This window comes from Mycolicibacterium iranicum (genome assembly GCF_014190915.1).
GTDB classification, from domain to species: Bacteria; Actinomycetota; Actinomycetes; order Mycobacteriales; family Mycobacteriaceae; genus Mycobacterium; species Mycobacterium iranicum_B.
Genome location: NZ_JACHVU010000003.1, coordinates 77,199 through 100,876, shown reverse-complemented (window position 1 = coordinate 100,876; position 23,678 = coordinate 77,199). Strand labels below are relative to the sequence as shown.

The 23,678-nt window shown below is 69.2% G+C and carries 20 protein-coding genes; 4 read left to right on the top strand and 16 right to left on the bottom strand.

Annotated features, from left to right (window positions below):
- Positions 1-3: 3 nt before the first annotated feature.
- The 11 genes from FHR72_RS07660 to FHR72_RS07610 form a co-directional block, all read right to left on the bottom strand.
- Complete coding sequence (locus FHR72_RS07660; protein WP_183467351.1) at positions 4-927, bottom strand: phosphotransferase; 924 nt, start codon at positions 925-927, stop codon at positions 4-6.
- Positions 928-1,019: 92 nt separating this feature from the next.
- Positions 1,020-1,820 (bottom strand): GntR family transcriptional regulator, encoded by an 801-nt coding sequence (locus FHR72_RS07655; RefSeq protein WP_183467350.1) that lies wholly within the window; start codon positions 1,818-1,820, stop codon positions 1,020-1,022.
- 62 nt (positions 1,821-1,882) lie between these two features.
- Entirely contained in the window at positions 1,883-2,203 is a 321-nt protein-coding gene (locus FHR72_RS07650; protein WP_396888410.1) for an ArsR/SmtB family transcription factor, read from the bottom strand.
- Positions 2,204-2,251: 48 nt separating this feature from the next.
- Positions 2,252-3,088, bottom strand: coding sequence for a class I SAM-dependent methyltransferase (locus tag FHR72_RS07645; protein ID WP_183467349.1), 837 nt, complete (start codon positions 3,086-3,088; stop codon positions 2,252-2,254).
- Positions 3,089-3,294: 206 nt separating this feature from the next.
- Positions 3,295-6,177: an AfsR/SARP family transcriptional regulator gene (locus tag FHR72_RS07640; RefSeq protein ID WP_183467348.1), complete on the bottom strand. Its 2,883-nt coding sequence runs from the start codon at positions 6,175-6,177 to the stop codon at positions 3,295-3,297.
- 99 nt (positions 6,178-6,276) lie between these two features.
- Positions 6,277-7,866, bottom strand: coding sequence for a PGRS repeat-containing protein (locus FHR72_RS26725; protein ID WP_183467347.1), 1,590 nt, complete (start codon positions 7,864-7,866; stop codon positions 6,277-6,279).
- A 112-nt stretch (positions 7,867-7,978) separates the two neighbouring features.
- A complete protein-coding gene (locus FHR72_RS07630; RefSeq protein WP_183467346.1) occupies positions 7,979-8,746 on the bottom strand; it encodes a FadR/GntR family transcriptional regulator in 768 nt (255 codons plus the stop codon).
- Between the two features lie 9 nt (positions 8,747-8,755).
- Complete coding sequence (locus FHR72_RS07625; protein ID WP_183467835.1) at positions 8,756-9,532, bottom strand: 3-oxoacyl-ACP reductase; 777 nt, start codon at positions 9,530-9,532, stop codon at positions 8,756-8,758.
- Complete coding sequence (locus tag FHR72_RS07620; protein WP_183467345.1) at positions 9,529-10,911, bottom strand: aldehyde dehydrogenase family protein; 1,383 nt, start codon at positions 10,909-10,911, stop codon at positions 9,529-9,531. The genes FHR72_RS07625 and FHR72_RS07620 overlap by 4 nt, the downstream gene beginning before the upstream one ends.
- Entirely contained in the window at positions 10,911-11,783 is an 873-nt protein-coding gene (locus FHR72_RS07615; RefSeq protein ID WP_221193215.1) for a gamma-glutamyl-gamma-aminobutyrate hydrolase family protein, read from the bottom strand. The genes FHR72_RS07620 and FHR72_RS07615 overlap by 1 nt, the downstream gene beginning before the upstream one ends.
- A complete protein-coding gene (locus FHR72_RS07610; protein WP_183467344.1) occupies positions 11,770-13,146 on the bottom strand; it encodes a glutamine synthetase family protein in 1,377 nt (458 codons plus the stop codon). Before FHR72_RS07610 ends, FHR72_RS07615 begins: the two co-directional genes overlap by 14 nt.
- Before the next feature lie 211 nt (positions 13,147-13,357).
- On the opposite strand from FHR72_RS07610, the gene FHR72_RS07605 reads away from it, so the two are divergent.
- The 3 genes from FHR72_RS07605 (at position 13,358) to ngg (ending at position 18,672) form a co-directional block, all read left to right on the top strand.
- Positions 13,358-14,929 (top strand): amino acid permease, encoded by a 1,572-nt coding sequence (locus tag FHR72_RS07605; protein ID WP_183467343.1) that lies wholly within the window; start codon positions 13,358-13,360, stop codon positions 14,927-14,929.
- Positions 14,930-15,085: 156 nt separating this feature from the next.
- Positions 15,086-16,891 (top strand): N-acetylglutaminylglutamine amidotransferase, encoded by a 1,806-nt coding sequence (locus tag FHR72_RS07600; protein ID WP_183467342.1) that lies wholly within the window; start codon positions 15,086-15,088, stop codon positions 16,889-16,891.
- Entirely contained in the window at positions 16,888-18,672 is a 1,785-nt protein-coding gene (ngg, locus tag FHR72_RS07595) for an N-acetylglutaminylglutamine synthetase (protein ID WP_183467341.1), read from the top strand. The genes FHR72_RS07600 and ngg overlap by 4 nt, the downstream gene beginning before the upstream one ends.
- 4 nt (positions 18,673-18,676) lie before the next feature.
- Here ngg and FHR72_RS07590 read toward each other — a convergent pair whose 3' ends face one another.
- The 3 genes from FHR72_RS07590 to map form a co-directional block, all read right to left on the bottom strand.
- Positions 18,677-19,240: an alpha/beta fold hydrolase gene (locus tag FHR72_RS07590; protein ID WP_183467340.1), complete on the bottom strand. Its 564-nt coding sequence runs from the start codon at positions 19,238-19,240 to the stop codon at positions 18,677-18,679.
- 63 nt (positions 19,241-19,303) lie between these two features.
- The gene (locus tag FHR72_RS07585) at positions 19,304-19,960 is read right to left on the bottom strand and encodes a hypothetical protein (protein ID WP_183467339.1); all 657 of its coding nucleotides are present in this window, start codon (positions 19,958-19,960) and stop codon (positions 19,304-19,306) included.
- A gap of 19 nt (positions 19,961-19,979) precedes the next feature.
- Positions 19,980-20,837, bottom strand: coding sequence for a type I methionyl aminopeptidase (gene map / locus FHR72_RS07580; protein ID WP_183467338.1), 858 nt, complete (start codon positions 20,835-20,837; stop codon positions 19,980-19,982).
- Positions 20,838-20,859: 22 nt separating this feature from the next.
- Between map and FHR72_RS07575 the strand changes: the two genes are divergently transcribed.
- Positions 20,860-21,246, top strand: a complete 387-nt coding sequence (locus tag FHR72_RS07575) for a PaaI family thioesterase (protein WP_183467337.1) — start codon at positions 20,860-20,862, stop codon at positions 21,244-21,246.
- Between the two features lie 104 nt (positions 21,247-21,350).
- Here FHR72_RS07575 and FHR72_RS07570 read toward each other — a convergent pair whose 3' ends face one another.
- Positions 21,351-21,989: a DUF1707 SHOCT-like domain-containing protein gene (locus tag FHR72_RS07570; protein WP_396888408.1), complete on the bottom strand. Its 639-nt coding sequence runs from the start codon at positions 21,987-21,989 to the stop codon at positions 21,351-21,353.
- A gap of 60 nt (positions 21,990-22,049) precedes the next feature.
- A complete protein-coding gene (locus FHR72_RS07565) occupies positions 22,050-23,426 on the bottom strand; it encodes an EAL domain-containing protein (protein ID WP_183467336.1) in 1,377 nt (458 codons plus the stop codon).
- Positions 23,427-23,678: the final 252 nt, after the last annotated feature.

Below are 23,678 nucleotides of genomic sequence, written 5' to 3'. Positions count from 1 at the left end.
TTTTCAGTCGTGGGCGGCCACATCGTCGAGCAGCCGGGCATAGCCGGGGTGCCTGAACTCCTCCACGGCCGCTTCGTATCGCTCCATCGCCCAGTCCCAGAAGTCGTATTCGATGGCGCTGGAGCCGTATTGGATGCAACCCCAGAGCGTCCACCCGTATTTGGCGACGATTCCCTGCAGGTGCGCCCTGGCGATCTTGTGGCGCAGTTCGCGTCCGTAGTACTCGGTGACCAGTTCGGCGAGCTGCTCCAGGGACAGCCCGCACTCGCTCCAGATGTTGCCCAGTTCGAAGCACGGGTCGTTGTTGCCGGCGTATTCGTAGTCGATCAGCCACATCCGGTCACCGTCTTCGATGAAATTCCCCGCGAGCAGGTCGTTGTTGCAGGGCACCGTCGTGTCGTCGGTGGCCGTGAGCACGTGCCGGGCGGCGGCGAACGCCTCGGCGTGGTCGTGATAGTCGGCCGGGATGGCGAACCCGTGTTGCCGCGTCGTCGCGAGGTAGGCCGGTTGCCGTTCGAACATGTCGAAGCGACCGGCAAAGCGCGGCCCCCGGTGCAGGGTGCGGCAAGCCCGGGCAGCTTTCGCGATGACCCCGTCGCGTTGAAAGTCGCTGTTGTCGAGTGTCTTTCCCTCGAGGTATGCCAGCAGCAGCACACCGAGATCCGGCCGGTAATCGAGCACACGCGCGCCGACGCCGGCCCGTTCGGCAGCCACGGTGTTGGCGTGTTCGCGGTCGCGATCGATGCCGAGGAGGTTGCGTTCGGTGTCGACACAGCGCGCGACGTAGATGCCGTCCGGGGTGGTGATCTTGATGTTCCGGTTCGTCAGACCGCCGGAGAGTTGCTCGAGGGTGCGCGGCCGGCCCGCGAGCAGCGCGATCTGCTCGAAGAGTTCGTCGAGCTTCTGATCGGTCAGCGGTGACGACATTCGTGGTCCTCAGGCCGAGGCAGAGTGGTCGGAAGTCACTGTAGACCCCAGGCCGCAAAAGGTCTAGACATTATCTGCCAGCGACCACTGGCCTATCGCCGGTGCCCCGCCTCGCCCGTCACCTCGGCACGGGAGGTGATCCGGATCGTCGTCCGGTCGGATCGCAGATAGTCGCGCGAGTATTCGACGGCGACACCGTTCTCGGCATACGACGTTCGGACGATCAGCAGCAACGGGCTCGCCGGTGCGATCCCCAGGATCTCGCTCTGTTCGACCGTCGCGGGCGTGGCTTCGATGCGCTCGTCGGCCGTCGACGGTGGGCTTCCATAGTCGCGCATCACCGCATACAGCGAACCCTGCAGATCCCGCGACAGCAGATCGGGGAAGACGTCGGCCGGCAGGTAGGCCTCTTCGAGGACGATCGGGTCCCCGTTCGCGGTCCGCACCCGCAGGATCTCGTGGACCTGCTCGGAGCGGCGCAGCCCCAGCGCCTTGCTCACCACGACGTCGGGCCTGTGGGTGCCCGCACGCAGCACCCGGGCCCCCGGCTCGACATCGATGCGCAGCATCTGTTCGGTGAACCCGGGCAGCGCCGCATGGTCCAGTTCGAAGCGCGGCGTGGCGATGAAGCTGCCACCGAACCGGCCCCGGCGGCGGTCGATGAAGCCTTTGGCCTCGACGGCGCCGAGGGCCTGCCGCAACGTCATCCGGCTCACGCCCAGTGACGTGGCGATCTCCACTTCGGGGGGCAGCTTGTCGCCGGGTGCCAGCTCCCCGGAGGTCACCAGGTCCTCGAGCCAGTGGGCGATCCGCGCGTGGGCGGGCTGGTCCGACGTGCCGCCGAGCTCCGGGTGGGGCGTCAGCGGTGGTTCGTCGAGACTCAACACACGCACGGGGTGATTCTAGGTGGCCTCGGGCACGGGTGAGCCGTGCTCGACAACCCGTTCGACCCGGATCAGCCGTGGCGCGCGCCGATCCAGTGCAGCAGGTCGTGGACGATCTCGTCTTCGAGGCGGTAGCTCACCGACCGGCCGGCACGCGTGCTGTTGACCCAGCCCTGCTGACGCAGCACCCGCAGCGCCTGCGACACGGTGTTCTCCGACCTGCCGAGCGCCGCGGCGAGATCGCTCACACAGATGCCGGGCGCCCGGTGCAGGCACAGCAGGATCTCCAGCCGGTGCGGATCCGACACCAGGTCGAATCGCTGCGCCCAGCCGGGCGTGTCCACCTCGGCCAGAGCCGACGACGCCCGCTCGACGAGCTGGTGATCCTCCACAATGGCAATCTAGTCCCCGCCGGCTGACACGCCGCCGGCCTCCACCCCTCAGCGCTTCGTGGCGGTGACGAGCAGATACTCCGCGTCGTAGGCGGTCCGGTCCGGTTCGGTCGCCTGGTTCCACGTCGTGAGGAAGTCCAGGAACGCGTGGTCGAGCTCGTCGACCCGCGCCGGCTGCTCGGCATTGAAGCGGTAAGCGGCGATCGTCGGGCCGTAATTGTGCTTCCAGTACTCGCGGAACTCGATCGGCGTGGCGCAGTGGTTGATGTGCACGGTCTGTCGCCGCATCGACAGGTCGGACACGCGATCGCCGAACAGCGTCGCGACGTGCTCCTCGCTCCCCCACAGCGGCGGCGGGCTCGCCCCGGGAGGGGGCGGCGGCGCGAAGGGCTTCATGGTCGCGAACAGGTTTCCGATGAAACCCTCCGGCGTCCAGTTGATCAGACCGATGGTGCCCCCGGGGCGGACCACGCGCACCAGTTCGTCGGCGGTGGCCTGATGGTGCGGTGCGAACATCGCACCGACACAGGACATCACGACGTCGAAACTGTTGTCCGCGAACGGCAGAGCCTCGGCATCGGCCTCGACCCATTCGAGCGCGACACCGCGTTCTGCGGCGATGCGGCGGCCCACCTCGAACAGCTCGGGCGTGAGGTCGCTGGCCGTGACGACGGCGCCGGCCGCCGCGGCGGGGATGGAGGCGTTGCCCGATCCGGCGGCGACGTCCAGGACGTGGTCGCCCGGCTTCACTCCGCAGGCGAGGACCAGTTCGGGGCCCAGCGCGGGGATCAGTTCGGCGGCGACCGCCGGGTAGTCGCCGGACGCCCAGAGCGCCCGGTGCTTGGCTTTGAGGGCCCGGTCCGCTTCATTGTCGACAGTGGTCATCTCGCGATCTCCTTCGTTATTGATGGTCGCACTCCAGAGCGTGCTCGTGGCGTTTTCGGCACTCTTTCGGCACGCGTGAAATCGCCTGGTCATCCGTTGTCCGTCGGCACCGACCAGCAGGGCGGCCGGGACACACCTCTGCAGGCGTCGACCCCCATGCGTCGGGTTCTGCCGACGTTCGAGAGCTCTGTGAATGCCCGCGGGTCTCAGCAGAACCGGCGCAGGCTGGAGCGGGCCAGGGCGAGTGCCTGCGCACCTGTCAGCGGGGGCGCCTGTCCGGGTCGGGTGGTGAGCAGGCTTTCGTCGAGCAGTTCGTGTCCGGCGGCGGCGACGGCCCGCCGCAGGGCCGCCGCATCCTCGTCGGCGCCCAGCCGTTCCAGCAGTGCGGCGGCGAATCGCATCGTGAACCAGTGCTGCGACCCGGTGCCGGGCCCTGCCTTGGCCCAGTGGTCGAGCACGTCGATCAACTCGCGTGCGGCCACCGACGGATCGGCGTACAGGGCGCGGGTCGCGGCGGCTTCCATCCGCGCGATACCCGTCAACCAGTTGTTCTGCACCGGCGCGGCGTGGCCGATCGCCTCGTCGAACCAGACCAGCGCGCGCTCGTGGTCGACGCGTTTCAGCGCCCGGCCCATCGCACAGCACGCCATCGCCAGCGTGCTCGGGTTCGCGGTGCCCCGGGCGACCCGCAGCGCCTCCTGGGCGTCGGAGAGTCCTGTTTCGGGGGTGCCGAGAAAGTCCAGGGCGATGGTGATCTGATACAGCACCCAGACCAGGCGCGGAGCGTCGTCGATGCCGCGGGCCACGTCGACCTCGGCCCGGTAGCGCGCCAGCGCTGTCTCGGGATCGCCCTCCGACAGCGAGGTCTCGGCCAGGACATCCGCCGGGTACCCCAGATAGGTGTGCCCCGGTGCGGGCACCCGCCCCCCGGCCCGCGTCGCCAGCGCCCGCGCCTCCGCGAAATCGCCGAGCACCCAGGCCTTTCGCGCAGCCACCCCGATGACCTCGGCGAACAGCGGATGGCCGGGATCGGCGACGGCAACCGCCCGGTCGACCCAGTCGGTGGCCGTGTAGCCCACGCGCATCTGCATCAGCTCGCAGACCGAGGCGACCATGCGCATCACCGTGTCGGTGTCCGCGTTGGCCATCGCCCACTCGAAGGCCGTGCGGATGTTCTCGGTGTCCGGACTCGTCACCGTGGTTCCCGCCGTCGGCGCCAGGCGCTCGATCCACGCCTGCTCGTCGGGCCCGTGCATCGCCTCGGCGCCCCGCTCGACCAGGTCGGCGAAGTAGTGGGCGTGCCGCATCGCATAGCGCGCATGAGATCCGTTGTGCTGCAGACGTTCCCGACCGTAGGCGCGCAGCGTCTCCAATACGGCGTACCGCGTACTGGTAGCACCCCCGCGAATGGTCACCATCGACTTGTCGACCAGACCCGTCAGCGCCTCGAGGGTGTCGTCCTCGGTCACGTCGTTGTCGGCGCACACCCCGTGCACGGCTTCGAAGTCGAAGCTGCCCGCGAACACCGAGAGTCGGTCGAACAGTGCCTGTTCCCGGTCGCCGAGCAGACGGTAGGACCAGTCGATGGTGGCGGTGACGCTCTGCTGGCGGGGGTGGGCACCGCGGGCGTTGCCGCTGAGCAGCCGCAACCCGTCGAGGCGGCGGGCGATGTCCAGGCTGTTCATCATCCGCGTGCGGGCGGCGGCGAGTTCGATGGCCAGCGGCACACCGTCGAGACGTCGGCAGATCTCGGCGACTGCTCCGACCGGTTCGGCATCGAGGTCGAAATCGGGGCGACCGGCGCGGGCCCGCTCGGCGAACAACTCGGTCGCCTCGTCGTGGGGCAGCGGAGGGATCGGGATGATGCGTTCCCCGGCGACGGTCAGCGGTTCCCGGCTGGTGGCCAGCACCGTGACCTCCGGGCAGTTCGCGGTGACCCGCTCGACGAAGCCCGCCGCGGAGTCCAGGACGTGTTCGCAGTTGTCGATCACGAGCAGCAGATGATGCCCGCGGAGGTGCTCGATGACGGTGCCCTCCACGCCGAGCTCCGGGTTGGCCTGCAGACCCAGGCCCGCGGCGACGGTTTGCCCCAGCATGGCGCCGTCGGCGACCGGGGCCAGTTCGCACACCGAGGCGCCGTGGACGAAGCGGCCGACGGTCCGGTCGGCCACCTCGAGTGCCAGCCGCGTCTTGCCGACCCCGCCGACACCGGTCAGGGTGATCAGCGGACCGCTCAGCACGGCTTCGGAGACCGCCGCCAGCTGGTCGGTGCGCCCGATGAAGGACGTCGGGCGGCGCGGCAGGCTGGGCGGCCGGGGCACGGGTTGCGGCACTGGCTTTTTCGGGGCGGCCGGTGGGCTCTGGTCGGTGTCGAGGATCTGCTGGTGCACCGCACGCAGGATCGGGCCGGGATCGACGCCGAGCTCGTCGACGAGCTGCTGGCGCACCTGGCGGTACGTCGCCAACGCGTCCGCCTGGCGCCCGCTGCGAGATTGGGCGAGCATGGTCTGCCCGGCCAACCGTTCGTCGAGAGGGTGGAGGTGGCGCAGCGATTCGAGTTCGGCCACGATCTCGATGTGCCGGCCCGCCCGAAGCGCCGCGTCATTGCGGTCCAGCAGCACCGAAAAGCGTTCTGCGGCAAGAGACATCCGCGTATCGGCGAACCACGGGCTGTCCATCGCGGCGAACGGTTCGCCGCGCCACAGGTCCAGCGCCTGCCGGAAGTGCTCCAGGGCCTCCGCCGGCTCACCTGCGGCGCGCGCGGACGCGGCCAGGTGGCGGAACAGATGGAGGTCGACCGCCTTCTCGTCGACCGACAGCGTGTAGCCGGACGGACTTCGGTTGATCGTCACCTCGCCGCCGGCCAGCAGCGCCCGGAGCCGGGACAGGTAACCGGCGAGGGCGTTGCGTGCCCGGCTCGGCGGCTGATCGGCCCAGACCCGGTCGACCAGTTGATCCACGGTCACCGGTCGGTTGACGTCGACGAGCAGGGCGGCCAGCACGCAGCGCTGGCGCGCATGGCCGACGTCGAGACGGCAGCCGTCCACCACCGCCTCCACCTCACCGAGCACCCGGAATTGCGTCGACATCGGTGTACAGCGTCCCTCACGAACCCGCGTGATGGGGCCGAACGCGGTGACCGCGGCCCACCGACAGGGGTGAACCGCGGCCACGTGTGCCGGTGACGCCTACCCGGCATCTCCGTTCGCGCCGTTCGTGCCGTTGGAGCTGCCCGGGCTCTTGCCACTGCCTGTGCCGCCGGTGCCTCCGGTGCCGGGGGTGTTACCGCCGGGGCCCGGGTCTCCCCCGTTGCCGCCGTTACCGCCCTTGCCGGTGGAGTTGTTGTCAGTGGACGTCGCCGAACCACCGTCGCCGCCGTTGCCGCCCGGTGAACCGAGTCCGCCGTCGCCGCCGTCGCCACCCGTGCCACCCTGCGCGGGGCCGCCCTTGGAGGTGGAACTTCCGCCCACACCTCCCGACCCGCCGGAACCCAGGATCGCGCCGTCTCCGCCGTTGCCACCCCCGTTGCCGTTGGCGTCACCGGTGTCGTCGGCGGTGGCCGTCCCGGAACCCCCTCCGGTGCCGCCGTTTCCGAGAACGTGGGCATCGCCGCCGTGACCCCCTGCGCCGCTGTTGGCGGTCCCGGTGTCGGTCTCGGCGTTGCCGCCGCCACCGCCGCCCCCGGCGTAGCCGACGCCGGCCTGTCCGCCGTTGCCGCCGGCTCCACCGTTGGCCACCCCGTCGGCCGTCGACGCGTTCCCGCCGTAGCCACCGCGGCCTCCGTTGCCCGTCAGGCCACCGTGGCCGCCCGACCCTCCGCTCCCACCGGTGGCGTTGCCGTCACTGAACGCGCTTCCGCCGTCGCCGCCGTTGCCGCCCGCACCCGAGGCAAGACCCCCGTTGCCGCCCGCCCCACCCTGGCCGCCGGTGGCGCCACCTGCGGTCATCACGCTTCCACCGTTGCCGCCGGCGCCGCCCTTGCCGAACAGGCCGGCGTTACCGCCCCTACCTCCGGTTCCGCCGGTGCCCGGTGTCGACCCGATCACCGCCCCGCCGTCTCCACCGGCGCCGCCGTTGCCGAAAATGCCCGCGCTGCCGCCGTTTCCGCCGGCCTGGCCCGGGAGCCCGAGGCCGCCCTTGCCTCCGTTGCCGAACAGCAGGCCACCGCGGCCGCCGTTCTGGCCCGCTGCGCCGTCGGCGCCGTTGCCGATCAGCAGACCGCCGTTCTCGCCCGGTTCGTCACCGTTGCCGATGAAGACACCGATGAAGGCGGAAAGGACGTTCTCGCCGGTGGGTCCCGGCACCAGGCCCGCAGCACGCGGATCGCCGCCGCCGCCGAAACTCAGGGTCGCGCCCGCCGCGGTCGGTTCGAACAGCGAGGCGGTCCGGATGCGCACCGGTTCGTCGACCGGATCGGGGTCGGTCGTGGCGACGGACGGCCACTGACGCGGGACCTGCACCGTGCCCCCGGCCAGGGCAGCGGGTCCACCGCTCTGTCGGACCGGTGCCGGCCCGGCGGCCGGTGAAAGGCGTTGCACGCCGACGGCGGGGGCCGGCACCGCCGGCTCGGCGGCCAACACGGGCGTTGCTGTCGGCGCAGGCAACCCGGTCGTCACCGCCGCGGTCACGACGTGCGCCTCGGCGTGCGCCCGGGGCTGCGGGTGGGTCTGCCCGTGAACCGGGGCGGTCACCAGGACAGCCCCCGCGCCGAGCGCCACGGCGAGTCTTCCGACGCGGCCGACGTAGCTGCTGCCCGCGGTGGGGTTGAGATCGGTCATTGCTGTCTCCAAACGTGATCGCCCGGATGCCGGGATGTACGGAGACAACGGTCGCGTTCAGGGATGAAACGTCTCTTCAGCGGCGATGAAATACCAGGTCACATGGCCTGTATCAGTCGAGGAAGCCGTGCAGCAGGGCCGCTGAGCCCCATACGTGCGCCGCCATCGTCTGCGCCGCGGTGTCGGCGTCACCGGCCAGGATTGCCGTCACGATCGCCTCGTGCTGTTCTTCGGAGTGCGCGATGTTGCGGGGCAGCAGCGGTATGCAGTCCAGCAGCTCGTTCAGACGCATCCGGTTCTGCGCGACCAGGGGAACCAGCGACGGCACCCCCGCGGCCTCGGCGATCGCCAGGTGCAGGCGGGAGTCCAGGCGCCGGTAGTCCTCCGGGTCGGCGCCCCGGACGTCGATCAGCCTGCCCCACAACGCTTCCCGATCACCTGCGGTGAGCGTGCGCTGGGCGGCCATCCTGGAGGCGCCGACCTCGAGAATCTCGCGCAGCCGCACCGCATCGTCGATCTCGGCGCGATGGAACGCGACGTCGCCGGTCGTCGGGGTCGGCAACGACTCCGCGAGGAATGTCCCGCCGTAGCGCCCTCGGCGCGACACCAGATAGCCCGCGTCGCCGAGCGACTTGATGGCTTCGCGGACCGTGTCTCGGCTCACCCCGAGCCGGCCGGCCAGGTCCCGCTCCGGCGGCAGCGACTCCCCCGGTTGCAGCACGCCGAGGCGGATCGTCTGCAGCAGTCGCTCCACCGTGTCCTCGAAGGCGTTGAGCGGCCGCACCGGACGCAACAGCGCGTCAGAAGCGCTCTGCTCCTCGCGCAAGCGCTCGTCAGAAGCTGCCGTCTGCTCACCTGCCGGGTCCGGCGGGGCCGTCATCGCCCGCCCTTACAGCGGTGTCACGTAGTGACCGCTGATGCCGCCGTCGACGAGGAACGACGAGGCGGTGATGAACGACGCGTCGTCACTGGCCAGGAACGCCACCGCGGCCGCGAGTTCCTCCGGCTCGGCGAACCGGCCCACCGGCACGTGCACCAGGCGGCGGGCGGCACGCTCGGGATCCTTGGCGAACAGTTCCTGCAGCAGCGGGGTGTTCACCGGACCCGGGCACAATGCGTTGACCCGGATGCCCTGCCGCGCGTACTGGACGCCGAGTTCGCGGGACATCGCCAGCACCCCGCCCTTGGACGCGGTGTAGGAGATCTGCGATGTCGCGGACCCCATCACCGCGACGAACGACGCGGTGTTGACGATGGAGCCCTTCTGCTGGGGCACCATGTGGCGCAGCGCCGCCTTGCAGCAGAAGAAGACGGACTTGAGGTTGATGTCCTGCACCCGGTCCCATGCGTCGATGCCGGTGTTCTCGATCAGGTCGTCCTCCGGCGGGCTGATGCCTGCGTTGTTGAAGGCGATGTCCACCGAGCCGTAGGTCTCGGCAGCAGTGTCGAACAGCGCATCGACGGCCACCTGATCGGAGACGTCCACCTGGACGAACGTGCCGTTGAGGTCGTCGGCCACGGTCTTGCCCGCCGCGGGGTCGATGTCGCCGATCACGATCGTGGCGCCCTCGGCCCTCATGCGCTTGGCCGTCGCCAGGCCGATCCCGCTGGCGCCGCCGGTGATCACGGCGACCTTGCCTGCCATCCGCTGGGTCAGATCCATCAGTTGTCCTCCACATCCTGGACTGCGAAAAAGACGTTCTTGGTTTCGGTGAACGACAGCGGGGCGTCGGGTCCGAGTTCGCGGCCCAGCCCGGATTGTTTGAACCCGCCGAACGGGGTGCTGTAGCGGACCGACGAGTGCGAATTGACCGACAGGTTCCCCGCTTCCACGGCCCGCGAGACCCGCATCGCACGCGACAGATTCTCGGTCCAGATCGATCCGGACAGTCCATAGACCGTGTCGTTGGCCAGCGCGATGGCGTCGGCCTCATCGTCGAAGGGCAGCACCGTGACCACGGGCCCGAAGATCTCCTCGGTGACGCTGCGGTCGGTGCGCTGCGGGGTCAGCACGGTCGGGGGGAACCAATACCCGGGGCCCTGCGGGGCCGACCCCCGGAACGCGACGGGCGCGTCGTCGGGGACGAAGGAGGACACCGAGTTCCAGTGCGCCTTGGAGACCAACGGACCCATCTCGGTGCCCTCGGCCTTCGGGTCGCCGACCACCACACCCTTGACCGCCGGCTCGAACATCTCCATGAATTTGTCGAACACACTGCGCTGCACCAGAATCCGACTGCGCGCACAGCAGTCCTGTCCGGAGTTGTCGAACACGCCGTACGGTGCGGTCGCCGCCGCACGTTCGAGATCACAGTCGTCGAACACGATGTTGGCGCTCTTGCCGCCGAGTTCCAGGGTGACCCGCTTGACCTGGGTGGCGGCTCCCGCCATCACCCGGGTGCCGACCTCGGTCGAGCCGGTGAAAACGACCTTGCGCACGTCGGGGTGGCTGACGAAGCGTTCCCCCACCACCGAGCCCCGGCCGGGCAGCACCTGGAACAGGTCGGCGGGCAGCCCCGCCTCGAGCGCGAGCTCGCCGAGGCGCAGTGTGGTCAACGGCGTCCATTCGGCCGGTTTGACCAGCACGGCGTTGCCTGCCGCCAAGGCGGGCGCGAATCCCCACGACGCGATGGTCATCGGGAAATTCCACGGGGTGATGACGCCGACGACCCCGAGCGGCTCGTTGAACGTGACGTCCAGGCCGCCGGCGACCGGAATCTGCTTGCCCGACAACCTCTCCGGGGACGCGGAGTAGAACTGCAACACGTCACGGACGTGGCCTGCCTCCCACCGCGCATTACCGATCGGATGGCCGGAGTTGGCCACCTCGAGCGCCGCCAGCTCCTCGACGTGGGCGTCCACCACGGCGGCGAACGCGCGCAGCGCGGCGGCCCGTTCGGCCGGCGCCTGGCGGGCCCACACCCGCTGAGCGGCCCTGGCCCGGGCCACCGCGTCGTCGACGCCCGCTTCGTCGGTGTGCTCGACGGTGCGCAGGACCTCTTCGGTCGCGGGGTTGATGACGTCACTCACCGATGTCGGAACCATCAGCTCACTTTCTGTGTCTCTGTGCGGTTGACTTCCGGGCGACCGGCCCCCGCTCGGTCAGCCCCGTGGGGAACGGCGTGCCTGCGGATCGCGTAACCGCCTGCGGCGCCGGCCAGGCCCGCGAACAGCCGCAGGTCGTCCAGCCGCTCCTCGGGATGCCACTGCACCGCCACGACCCAGCGGTCCGGGTGGCGGGCGGGGTCGAGCTCGACGGCCTCGATGACCCCGTCGGCGTCGGAGGCGCTGACCACGAGCCCGTCGCCGAGGCGGTCGATCGCCTGATGGTGGTAGCACTGTGCTTCGGTGTCGGGCCCGACGAGCGCGGCCACCCTGCTGCCGGGCACCGTGGTGATCGAGGACGTGGTGAACACCGCGTTGCCTTGCTGGTGGCGGGTGTGGCCCACGACGTCGGGCAGGTGCTGATGCAGCGTCCCGCCCAGCGCGACGTTGAGGACCTGGGCGCCGCGGCAGATCCCGAGTACCGGCATGCCCCTGCGCAGCGCCGCACGCAGCAGCGCGAACTCGAACGCATCCCGGGTGCGGCTGTCGGCGCCGGGCTCGTCGGTCGTCGGATGGCGCTCGGCGCCGTAGACGGCCGGGTCGACGTCGCGGCCACCGGTGATGACGAGCCCGTCGAGGCCGTCGAGCACCCTGTCGGCGATGGCGTCGTCGACCGGCTGCGGCGGCAGGAGCACCGAGATGCCGCCGGCCATGCCGATGCCCTCGAAGTAGATGGCGGGCAGGAAGCTGGCCCGCACATCCCACACTCCGGTCTGCGCCTGCTGCAGATAGGTGGTCAACCCGATCACGGGCCGGGGCGGCTGTGCGTAAGAGTGTGGCGACGTGGCGACCCCGGGATCAGAGGCGCTCAAAACCACGCACCCTCTCCCAGTCGGTCACCGCCGCGTTGAAGGCCTTCAGCTCGACGCGGGCGTTGTTCAGGTAGTGGTCCACGACGTCGTCCCCGAATGCCGCACGGGCGACCTGCGAGTTGTCGAACAGTTCCATGGCCTCGGTCAGGGTGGTGGGCAGCCTGTCGGCGCCACTGGAATACGCGTTGCCCTGCATGGCTTCGGGGAGCTCGAGCCCCTGATCGATGCCGTGCAGACCGCCGGCGATCAGCGCCGCGACCGCCAGGTACTGGTTGACGTCGCCGCCGGGTGCGCGGCACTCCATGCGCATGCCCTGGCCGTGACCGACCACGCGCAGGGCGCAGGTGCGGTTGTCGATGCCCCACGCCACCGCGGTCGGCGCAAAGCTGCCTTCGACGAATCGCTTGTAGGAGTTGATGTTCGGCGCATAGAACAGGGTCATCTCGCGCAGCGTGGCGAGTTGGCCGGCAACGAAGCTGCGGAACATCGCCGACATGCCGAGCTCGTCGTCATCGTCGGCGAACACCGGCACCGTCGGGGTACCGTCCTCCATCCCGCGGAACGAGATGTGGATATGGCAGCTGTTGCCCTCCCGTTCGTCGAACTTGGCCATGAACGTCAGGCTCTTGCCGTGCTGGTCGGCGATCTCCTTGGCGCCGTTCTTGTAGATGGTGTGGTTGTCACAGACCACCAGCGCCTCGTCGTAGCGGAAGCCGATCTCCTGCTGCCCGAGGTTGCACTCGCCTTTGACGCCTTCGCAGTACAGGCCTGCGCCCTCCATGCCGAGGCGGATGTCGCGCAGCAGCGGCTCCATGCGCGTCGAGGCCAGCATCGCGTAGTCGATGTTGTAGTCGGTCGCCGGTGACATGTCGCGGTAGCCGGCTTTCCAGGCGTCGCGGTAGGTGTCGTCGAACACCATGAACTCGAGTTCGGTGGCGGCGACGGCTCCGAGGCCGCGCTCGGCGAGTCGGTCGAGCTGCGTGCGCAGTACCGTGCGCGGCGCCTGGGTCACCGGCCGGCCGTCGGTCCACGACAGGTCCGCCATCACCATCGCGGTGCCGGGCAGCCACGGGAGCAGGCGCAGGGTGTCGAAGTCCGGCGTCATCACCATGTCTCCGTAGCCGGTCTCCCAGCTCGAGATCGCATAACCCTCGACGGTGTTCATGTCCACGTCGACGGCGAGCAGGTAATTGCAGCACTCGGCGCCGTGGGCGGCGACGTCGTCGACGAACAGGCGTGCCGAGATGCGTTTGCCGGTGAGCCGGCCCTGCATGTCGCAGAACGCCACGATGACGGTGTCGATGTCCCCCTCGGCCACCTGTTGTTCCAGGACCGCCCTCGACAGCATTCCGCGTCTGGTCATCAGCTCAAGCCTGCCCTTCCTACGGTGTCGGTCGTGCGACGGCGTGAAACCCTGTCGACCGACCCTTGGCCCGCACCGGTGGCGGGGCCACCACAATCGCACGAACAGATTTTCATGTCCAAAGGTAGGACACCAGACCAATAGGGATCTATTGTCCGTCAGTGGTGCCAGCGCTCGTCCATGCGCTGCTTTCTCGCAGAGGAGATACCCCATGCCCGAAGGACATGAGCATCTGGACGAGGACGAGCGACACCTCGCCAGCCTCGGCTACACCCAGGAGCTGTCACGCTCCTGGTCGGGTTTCAGCAACTTCGCGATCTCCTTCTCGATCATCTCGATCCTGGCGGGCTGCTTCACGTCCTTCGGCCTAGGCTGGAACAACGGCGGCCCGGCGGCCATCGCCTGGGGCTGGCCCATCGTCTCGTGCTTCATCCTCATCATCGGCCTGTGCATGTCCGAACTGGTCTCGGCCTACCCGACCTCGGGCGGAATCTATTGGTGGGCAGCCAAACTCGGTGGCCCGAAGGCGGGGTTCTACACCGGCTGGCTGAATCTGATCGGCCTCATCGCCATCCTGGCCTCGGTGGCCTACGGCTGCGCGACCTTCCTGGACCTCACGCTGGGCACCTTCAGCGAAGGGTGGCTCGCCGGGTACAGCCTGACGCGGACCTTCGGGCTGTTCGTGATCATCCTGGCGGTGTCGGCGCTGATCAACATCTTCTCGTCGCATCTGCTGGCCGTCATCAACAACATCTCGGTGTGGTGGCATGTCGCCGGCGCGGCCACCGTGATCGCGATCCTGTGGCTGCTGCCCGAACAGCACGCGAGCTTCTCGGACGTGTTCGCCCGGACCATCAACAACAGCGGCATGTTCGGCGGAGAGATGTCGGGCATCGGCGTGCTGCTGTTCGTGCTCCCGATCTCGGCGATTCTGACGCAGTACACGATCACCGGCTACGACGCGTCGGCGCACCTGTCGGAGGAGACCAAGAGCGCGGCCGACGGCGCCGCCAAGGGAATCTGGCGTTCAATCTTCTACTCTGCGATCGGCGGCTGGATCCTGCTGCTGACGTTCCTATTCGCGGTCAACGACGCCGACGCGGTGTCGGCGGGCGGAGGCGCGGTCGTCGGCATCTTCACCCAGGCCCTCGACTCCCAGTGGGTCGCCATCATCCTGCTCATCTCGACAGCGGGCCAGTTCTTCTGCACCACGGCGTGCCAGACCAGCGCCTCGCGCATGCTGTTCGCGTTCAGCCGCGACCGCGCGGTACCCGGCCACCAGCTGTGGTCCAAGGTCAGCAAGAACAAGATCCCGGCCAACGGTGTCATCATCACCGCCGTCCTGGCCGCACTCATCACACTGCCGGCCCTGGTCGAGGTGGACATCAACGGCGCGCCGGTCCCCGTGGCGTTCTTTGCGGTGGTCTCGATCGGCGTCGTGGGGCTCTATCTGTGCTTCGCGGTGCCGATCTACCTGCGGTGGCGGATGGGCGACGACTTCCAGGTGGGCAGGTGGAACCTGCGCGGCCACCACCGGTGGATGGCCCCCGTGGCCGTCGTAGAGATCATCGTGACCTCGATCATCGCGATGTTCCCGACGTCCTCGGGCGGCGTCTTCTGGGGCGACGCCTTCGAGTGGAAGTACGTCAACTACACACCGCTGCTGGTGGGCGGCGTGCTGATCCTGCTCTTCATCTACTGGCACGTGTCGGTCAAGCACTGGTTCACGGGCCCGATCAAGCAGGTCGACGCCTCCGGCGACCGGCTGGAGGGCGTCTCCTGACGCGTGGCTCCACGCGCTGTGACGTGAGTCTCGATCTTGATCGTGCGACCCGGGTTTGACCCGTTGCCCCGGGGGTAAATAACCACGGCGCTGCCGGGCGCTGGCGCACGGTGGCACGGGTAGTCGAGGACGTCGTCACAGGATAGGGTCGAACACGTGTGTGGAGCCACCGGCGAGGTACGCCTCGACGGAACCAGCCCGAATGTCCAAGCGGTCACCGCAATGGCCGAGGTCATGGTTCCCCGTGGCCCCGACGCCGCGGGAGTCTGGTCTCAGGGGCGGGTCGCTCTCGGCCACCGGCGCCTCAAGATCATCGATCTCACCGAGGCCGGCGCCCAACCGATGGTCGATTCCGAATTGGGCCTCGCGGTCGCCTGGAACGGCTGCATCTACAACTACGAGCAGCTGCGCGACGAGCTGTCCGGGCACGGCTACCGCTTCTTCTCCCACAGCGACACCGAGGTGTTGCTGAAGGGTTACCACCACTGGGGCGACCGCTTCGTCGACCACCTCAAAGGCATGTTCGCGTTCGCGATCGTGGAGCGCGACAGCGGCCGCGTGCTGCTCGGCCGCGACCGTCTGGGCATCAAGCCCCTCTACTTCACGCAGAACACCGACCGGGTCCGGTTCGCGTCATCGCTACCCGCGCTGCTGGCCGGTGGCGAGATCGACACCCACATCGACCCGGTGGCGCTGCACCACTACATGACCTTCCACTCGGTGGTGCCGTCGCCGCGCACCATCCTGCGCGGTGTCAGCAAGCTGCCCCCCGCGTCGCTGATGGCGATCGAGCCCGACGGCAGGGTGACCACGACGACGTACTGGGAGCCCGATTTCTCCCGCCGCGACGACCGCGCCGACTGGTCCGAAAAGGATTGGGAAGACGCGGTTCTGGATTCGCTGCGGACGGCTGTCAAGCGCCGCCTGGTCGCCGATGTGCCCGTCGGGTGCCTGCTGTCCGGGGGCGTCGATTCCAGCCTCATCGTCGGACTGCTCGCCGAGGCCGGCCAGCATGGGCTCAAGACCTTCTCCATCGGCTTCGAATCGGTCAACGGCGTCAAGGGCGACGAGTTCCGGTACTCCGACGTCATCGCCGAGCGCTTCGGCACCGACCACCACCAGATCCGTATCGACACCGCGCGCATGCTGCCGGCCCTCGACGGGGCCATCGGCGCGATGAGCGAACCGATGGTCAGTCACGACTGCGTCGCGTTCTACCTGCTCAGCGAAGAGGTGGCCAAGCACGTCAAGGTGGTGCAGTCCGGCCAGGGCGCCGACGAGGTGTTCGCCGGGTACCACTGGTATCCCCCGATGGGCGAACCGTCCGCCGCCTCCCTGGAGGGGTCGGTCGCCAGCTATCGCGCGGCGTTCTTCGACCGCGACCAGTCGGCCTACGCCGATCTGGTCGCCCCGGGCTACGCGACCTCCGACGATCCCAGCGAGCTCTTCGTCACCGAGCATTTCGCCCGGGCGGGCGCGCAGACGGGCGTCGACCGGGCGCTGCGCCTCGACACCACCGTGATGCTGGTCGACGACCCCGTCAAGCGCGTCGACAACATGACGATGGCATGGGGCCTGGAGGGGCGCGTGCCGTTCCTCGACCACGAACTGGTGGAGCTCGCCGCGACCTGCCCGCCGCAGTACAAGACCGCCCACGAGGGCAAGGGCGTGCTGAAACAGGCTGCGCGGCAGGTCATCCCGTCTGAGGTGATCGACCGCCCCAAGGGCTACTTCCCGGTCCCCGCGCTGACCCACCTGGAAGGCCCGTACCTCGATCTGGTCCGCGACGCGCTCTACGCGCCGGTGGCCAAGGAGCGGGGCCTGTTCCGCCCTGACGCGGTGGAGCGTCTGCTCGCCGATCCGAACGGCAGGCTCACCCCCCTGCGCGGCAACGAACTGTGGCAGATCGCCCTGCTGGAACTGTGGCTGCAGAAACACGGGATCACCGGGGCAGCGGCATGACCGCCGAGCCCAGCGCCGACCACCCCGAGGCCATCACGCTGGCTCTTCACGAGGCCGCCAACCAGGACGTCCTCGACACGATGGCCGACGACGTGGTGCTCGAACTCGGTTGGGGCAGGCTCATTTTCGGGCAGACGTTCGCCGACCCTGAGCGGTTGGCCGATGTGCTCCGCCAGGAGGGGCAGGGCCGTCGCGACATCTGCATCTACGCCCGCGAACCCCATGTGCTGGTGTCCAAGGCGCCGTCGGAACTCTTCATCGACCCCAGCCACACCTACCGGCTGCGGTTCGCCGAGGCGCAGACCCCGAACCCGACACCCACCGGTTTCCACATCCGCACCTTGGAGAGCCGCCACGACGCCGACGAGATGAACCGCGTGTACGTGCGGTGCGGCATGGTGCCGGCACCGACGGATGTGCTGTGGGACAACCACCTCGATCAGCCGTCGGTGGACTATCTGGTGGCGGTCAGCGACGACGACGGCACGGTGCTCGGCACCGTCACCGGCGTCGACCACAAGGCGCTGTTCTCCGACCCCGAGGAGGGTTCGAGCCTGTGGACGCTGGCCGTCGACCCCGCCGCGACGCTGCCCGGTGTCGGTGCGGCGCTGACCAGAAGCCTGGCTGCGCTCTACCGCGAGCGGGGCCGCTCGTACATGGATCTCTCCGTCACCCATGACAACGCGGCGGCGATCGGGCTGTACGAGAAGCTGGGTTTCGCCCGCGTCCCGGTGATGGCGGTGAAACGCAAGAACGCCATCAACGAACCCCTGTTCACCCATCCCCCGGAGACCGTCGACGATCTGAACCCGTACGCGCGGATCATCGCCGACGAGGCGATGCGGCGCGGGATCTGGGTGGAGGTGCTCGACGCCGAGGCCGGCGAGATGCGCCTCTCGCACGGCGGACGCGCCGTGGTCACCCGTGAATCGCTGTCGGAGTACACCTCCGCGGTGGCGATGGCGCGCTGCGACGACAAGCGGTTGACGCGACGCATCGTGTCCGAGGCCGGCATCGCCGTCCCCAAGGGTCGCCTGGCGACCTTCGATCAGGCCGATCACGACTTCCTCGCCGACGTCGGCGACGTCGTGGTGAAGCCGACCCGGGGCGAGCAGGGCAAAGGCATCACCGTGGGCATCGAGAGCGCCGAGGAACTCGATGCCGCCCTGGCCCGCGCCCGCGAGCAGCACCCCGAGGTGCTCATCGAGCAGCGTGCCGACGGCGACGACCTGCGTCTGGTCGTCATCGACGGCAGGGTCGTCGCGGCCGCGCTGCGCATGCCCGCCGAGGTCACCGGCACGGGCAAGCACACGATCCGCGAGCTGATCGAGACACAGAGCCGGCGCCGGGCGGCGGCGACCGGCGGCGAGTCCCGGATCCCGATGGACGTCGTCACCGAGACCACGGTCAGGGAAGCCGGCTACTCCTTCGATGACGTGCTGGACGAGGGAACCCGGCTACGGGTGCGCCGCACCGCGAACCTGCACCAGGGCGGCACGATCCACGACGTGACCGCGACGGTGCACCCGGAGCTGTGCCGCGTCGCCGTCGCCGCCGCGGCGGCCATCGGCATCCCGGTGACCGGGGTCGACCTGCTCGTCCCGGATGTGACGCGACCGGAGTACGTATTCATCGAGGCCAACGAACGTCCGGGCCTGGCGAACCACGAACCTCAGCCCACCGCAGCGGCTTTCGTGGATTTCCTGTTCCCGAACCAGCCCGGCCTGCCGCAGGCGTGGACGCCCGACGAGGTGTCCCCCACCGAGGGCTCACCGGGCTGACCGCTCACCAGGTGCTGGTGCGCATCACGATCTCGGCGGCCAGCTGAGCGGTCGAATCCGCGGCGTTGCGCCGCCCCAGCAGATCGACGATGCGGTACTCGCCGTAGACGAAGCGCTGACTGGCCTTCGCGACCGCCCGCGCGGCGCTGGTGCTGACGAGCGCCGTGGTGTTGAGTTCCACCGGCGGACAGTGTTCGTCGCGGATCGATCCCGTCAGGTCCGGCACGCGGGGATGTCCGCGATCGATGACCACCAGCCCGATGAACCGGTCCAGCCGGGTGGCGGCCAGCTCCCAGGCGAGTTCGCCGCCCAACCGGTCGCCGACCAGAAGCGCCCACCGAACCTCGAGCCCGTCGAGGATGCTGATGACCGACTTGGCGGTCAGCCGCGGATCGGGTCCGATCACGACGGTTTTCAGCGACGCGGTGTGCAGCCGCTGACAGACCCCTTCGTAGGCGGCCGGCGCCTGGTGTGCGGCCCCCAGCAACACCACGACCGAACCCTTCTCCGGTCCGGCGACCTCCACAGGCACACCGAAGCCGTCGACGGTCACCATGGGAGTGGGCATTGCGTCACGCTACAGTGCCGGGCACAGTCGGCGCGGGGCTTTTCGCGCTGTTCGCCGAAGCGGTCAGGCGGCCCGCGCGCGTTTGGCTTGTTTGGCAGTGACCTCCAGAAACGTCTGCGGCAGCGTGCCTTTGACCGATATCGAGGAATCCGTCGTCGGGAACGCAATGCCGAAAACCGCCATGGTGCCGACGTTTTCGAAAGAGAAGTACACGCTGCTCGCTTCACTCTGCAATCGCAGAGTCTGCTGATACGCCAGCGCGTCCCGACGGCCGACCTCCAGCGGTGTCGTCGTGACCGGGATGCCGGGATCGGACGGTTCGAAGAACGTCTCGTACTCGGCGCACCGTTGCGCGGTCGCGGCCAGCCGGTCGAGGTCCAGCCGCCATGTCAGCACCGTGATGACCATGCGCGCACCGTCATACGCGGCGACGTACTCGGCGGCACTGCCCGGTCCCCATTCCGCGGAGAACGCGATGTCGCGTGTCAGCGCGTCGGCGCACCCTTCGGGCCGGGACAGCATCGCGGGCGGCCGCGCGGCGTTGTCGCCGCGGGGTTCGTTGACGACGCGTTCATAGCGGACGCCTTGCGGGAAGTCGGCCTCGGTCAGGACGGCGCGCTCCAGGCGGGCTCCCGGCCACGTCGCCGTTCCGGTGACCGTCGCGCCGCATCCGGTGAGCAGGCACGCGATGACCAGCGTGGCGAGCGCCGGCCTGGTCATGGGTTCAGGCTACCGGCGGTCAGAGCTGCGTCAGGATCTCTGCACCCGAGTCGGTGACCACCAGCGTGTGTTCGAACTGCGCGGTCCACTTCTTGTCCTTGGTCGCGACGGTCCAGTCGTCGGACCAAATCTCGTAGTCGAGGCTGCCGAGGTTGATCATCGGCTCGATGGTGAAGGTCATCCCCGGCTCGAGCACGGTCTCCACCGAGGGCTGGTCGTAGTGCAGAACGACCAGCCCGTTGTGGAACGTGGTGCCGATGCCGTGGCCGGTGAAATCGCGAACGACGTTGTAGCCGAACCGGTTTGCATAGGATTCGATGACGCGACCCACGATCGAGAGCGCGCGGCCCGGCTTCACGGCCTTGATGGCCCGCATGGTCGCCTCGTGGGTCCGCTCGACGAGCAGCCGATGCTCCTCGGACACGTCGCCGGCCAGGAAGGTCGCGTTGGTGTCGCCGTGGACGCCGTCGATGTAGGCGGTGACGTCGATGTTGACGATGTCGCCGTCCTCGATGACGGTCGAATCCGGAATGCCGTGGCAGATCACCTCGTTCAGCGACGTGCAGCACGACTTCGGAAAGCCCTTGTAGCCCAGGGTCGACGGGTAGGCGCCGTGATCGACCATGTAGTCGTGCGCGATCCGGTCGAGTTCGTCGGTGGTCACGCCGGGGGCGACGGCTTCACCCGCGGCGGCCAGCGCACCGGCGGCGATGCGGCCCGCGACGCGCATCTTCTCGATCACCTCGGGGGTCTGCACCCACGGCTCGCTGCCTTCGCGAGCGGTCGGCTTGCCCACGTACTCGGGGCGGGCGATCGAGTTGGGCACGGGGAGCATCGGCGAGACCGTGCCGGGTCGGAGGGCGGTCCGTACAGACATGCAGCAATGCTAGCGTTCGGCCATGCAGGTCAGCCCGGGCCATTTGTTCGCCCAGATGAACTTCCGCGACGTCGAGGACACCGACGAGCGCATGGTCATCGAGTTCGACAACCGGCCCGACCTGGTGAACCGGCGAGGTGCGCTGCAGGGTGGGCTGGTCGCGACGCTGATCGACATCGCCGCGGGCCGGTTGGCCGACCGGCACGTCGGCCCCGGTCAGGACGTCACCACCGCCGACATGACGATCCACTACCTGGCTCCGGTCCTGCAGGGGCCGGCCCGCGCGGAGGCGACCGTCGTGCGCGCCGGGCGGCGGCTGTCGATCATCGCGGTCGACGTCACCGACGTCGCGCGCGATCGGCTGGCCGCTCGTGCCACCGTGAGCTTTGCCGTGCTCGACCCCCGCTGAGCGTCACGCCACCCCGGTGATCACGGGGGACGCGAGCGAAACCGGCGGGCAGGCACGAGAGAATCCGTGCCGGCCGAATCGTTCGGGCGTTGCCGACGACGTGCTCAGGTGGCGCGCAGCGGTCCCCGCCGCCACGTCCGGCGCGGGCCTCTGATGTCGACCGAACCGAACACGACCTTGCCGGTGAGGATCACGTGCGGATTGCCCTCCGCCGGTGCGTCTTTGCGGTGGTCGTGGGCGCTCCCGACATTGACCTCGACATCGTCGATGGAGGCGCTCGCTCCGTCGGGCAGGCGCAGGTCCAGTCCGCCGAACCTCATGTCCAGCTCGATGACGACGATCGGCCCGGCGAAGCGCGCCCGGGTCAGGTCGAGATCGACCGATCCCATGCGGCGGTGCAAGGCCAGCCGGGACGGAACGACCCACTCCCCCTGGCGCTTCAGCGAACCGAGGACCCCGCGCAGTTCGACGCGGTCGGCCGCCGACGTGACGATCGCGCCGGGGCCGGGCAGGTCACCGACGAGGGCGTCGAGTTCGATCCGCTGCCGCGCCTGCGACACCATCGCCGACCGCTCCTCGAACTCCTGGATGTCGATCAGGCCCAGGGCCACGGCGTTGTGCAGACGGCGCAGCGTGCCGTTGCGGTCGGCGTCGGAGATCCGCATCTCGACCGGTTCCAGGGCGCCGTTGCGCGCCGCCGCCTCAGGGAGGCGGTGGGGCCGGCCAGGATTCATGTCGGTCATAGGGCATCCACGGTACCGCCGGGACAGGCCCGCGCGGCACGTCGGCGCTGTAGGTGCGGCCTATCCGGCCAGCTGGTCGAGCGGCACGTGGCCGGTTTTGATGCGATGATCGGCCACGTCTCCGACGGCGGTCGACCACAGCCGGCGGCGCTCGGCCTGCCAGCCACAGGTGCAGGACGCCAGCTTGCGCCTGTCGGGCTCGACATGGATCGAGATGGTCGGGGACGAGTGTCCGAGCAGGCTGCGGACCATGGCCGCGGCACGCTCGCGGTCGAACACGAGCACCACCTCGAAGAACGGATCGGCCTCGCCGGCGGCGCTGCCTGTCACCGGCGCCCGGGCGGCCAGCCCCATCGCCACATCTGCGCCCAGAACGACCATCGAGACCTCCCGGGCCACGGGGTCGTCGGCGGGGACGTCGATCGTCCTGACCCGCCGACCGAGCCCCGCCGGCGCCTCGGTGCCCAACACCGCGACGAACGGCGACGTCTCGGCGATGCACCGCAGCTTCTGCCGGGTCAGGTCCGCGACCTCCTCGTGCCCGAGTGTCGCCAGCAGAATGGGCGGGACCTCCGCTTTCAATGCGACGCGCTGCATCTGGTTGAGCAGACCGGTCAGCACCGAACGACGGATCCTGCGGGTCCGCTGACCGGTCGCGGCGACGTCGAAGATCGACGGCCGGGTGTCGGCACTGGTCGCCGGAGTCATGGCGGGCCATCGGAACGGCGCGGGCGCGACCGCCAGATCGCCGGCGGCGCCGAACTTGAAGCCCTGGCCCAGGGTCGCTCCGTACGCCATGGCCTGCTGCAGGTGCGCGTCGGTCTCGATGCCCTCGGCACAGATGACGGCGCCGGTCCGGTCGTGGTACTCGCGGATCGCCGCGATCGTCTTGGCCTGGATGCGATCGGGGTGTCGCTGCACCAGTCCGATGTCGAGCTTGAGGATGTCGGGGGCCACCACGTCGAGCAGTGCCACCGAATCCGGATGCGCCCCGATGTCGTCCAGGGCGATCGCGATCCCCATCGACCGCAGCGCCGCGATCTTGCGCAGCAGGGCGTGCGGGTCGTTCATCAGGCCGCGCTCGGTGATCTCGAACGCGAGATGGAAGGTGTCGGCGGCACGCCGCACCCCGGTGTCCGCGCACAGCTCGGCGTAGGGAGTTCCCGGTTCGCTGTTGACCAGCAGCAGCATCCCGGGCGTCGAGTTGCCGTCCAGTGCGTTGCGCGTCGCAGATCGGATGCAGAGGCGGTCGAGGCAGTCGAGGGTGCCGGTCTCCCGGGCGCGGTCGAAGACCTCCAGCGGCGTGGTGTCGCGCAGCTGCGGCCAGCGAGCCAGCGCTTCGTAACCGACGATCTCGCCGCTGGGCAGCGACACCACCGGCTGGAACCCTGTCACCAGGCCCCTGCCGACCGCGGCGTGGTCGAGAGAACTTGTCATTGCCGTTGCTGGCTGCCTTTCGCCATCGTGACCGCACGTCTGGCGCCGATCACCCGAGGCTAGCCGGGGTGCCGGCACCTTCAATCCAGAACCACCCGGTTTGCTGAGTCGCGCCACCCTAACGGGTGGCTGCGGGCGGCGACCGGCGAGTTTGCCGAAATCGCCGGGTGTGGACCGTTTCAACGGCTTCATTCCGGATTTGCCAACCGACCGGCGCCATCCCAACACAACCGGGCCGAAAAACGAGTTCTC

Bases quoted from the DNA above. Each gene is read 5' to 3' on its own strand.
- FHR72_RS07610 (WP_183467344.1), bottom strand. From the start codon at position 13,146: ATGACCAGACGCGGAATGCTGTCGAGGGCGGTCCTGGAACAACAGGTG.
- FHR72_RS07620 (WP_183467345.1), bottom strand. From the start codon at position 10,911: ATGGTTCCGACATCGGTGAGTGACGTCATCAACCCCGCGACCGAAGAG.
- FHR72_RS07640 (WP_183467348.1), bottom strand. From the start codon at position 6,177: ATGTCGACGCAATTCCGGGTGCTCGGTGAGGTGGAGGCGGTGGTGGAC.
- FHR72_RS07585 (WP_183467339.1), bottom strand. From the start codon at position 19,960: ATGACCAGGCCGGCGCTCGCCACGCTGGTCATCGCGTGCCTGCTCACC.
- FHR72_RS07645 (WP_183467349.1), bottom strand. From the start codon at position 3,088: ATGACCACTGTCGACAATGAAGCGGACCGGGCCCTCAAAGCCAAGCAC.
- map (WP_183467338.1), bottom strand. From the start codon at position 20,837: ATGTCTGTACGGACCGCCCTCCGACCCGGCACGGTCTCGCCGATGCTC.
- FHR72_RS07590 (WP_183467340.1), bottom strand. From the start codon at position 19,240: ATGCCCACTCCCATGGTGACCGTCGACGGCTTCGGTGTGCCTGTGGAG.
- FHR72_RS07660 (WP_183467351.1), bottom strand. From the start codon at position 927: ATGTCGTCACCGCTGACCGATCAGAAGCTCGACGAACTCTTCGAGCAG.
- FHR72_RS07575 (WP_183467337.1), top strand. From the start codon at position 20,860: ATGCAGGTCAGCCCGGGCCATTTGTTCGCCCAGATGAACTTCCGCGAC.
- FHR72_RS07630 (WP_183467346.1), bottom strand. From the start codon at position 8,746: ATGACGGCCCCGCCGGACCCGGCAGGTGAGCAGACGGCAGCTTCTGAC.
- FHR72_RS07565 (WP_183467336.1), bottom strand. From the start codon at position 23,426: ATGACAAGTTCTCTCGACCACGCCGCGGTCGGCAGGGGCCTGGTGACA.
- ngg (WP_183467341.1), top strand. From the start codon at position 16,888: ATGACCGCCGAGCCCAGCGCCGACCACCCCGAGGCCATCACGCTGGCT.
- FHR72_RS07605 (WP_183467343.1), top strand. From the start codon at position 13,358: ATGCCCGAAGGACATGAGCATCTGGACGAGGACGAGCGACACCTCGCC.
- FHR72_RS07570 (WP_396888408.1), bottom strand. From the start codon at position 21,989: ATGACCGACATGAATCCTGGCCGGCCCCACCGCCTCCCTGAGGCGGCG.
- FHR72_RS26725 (WP_183467347.1), bottom strand. From the start codon at position 7,866: ATGACCGATCTCAACCCCACCGCGGGCAGCAGCTACGTCGGCCGCGTC.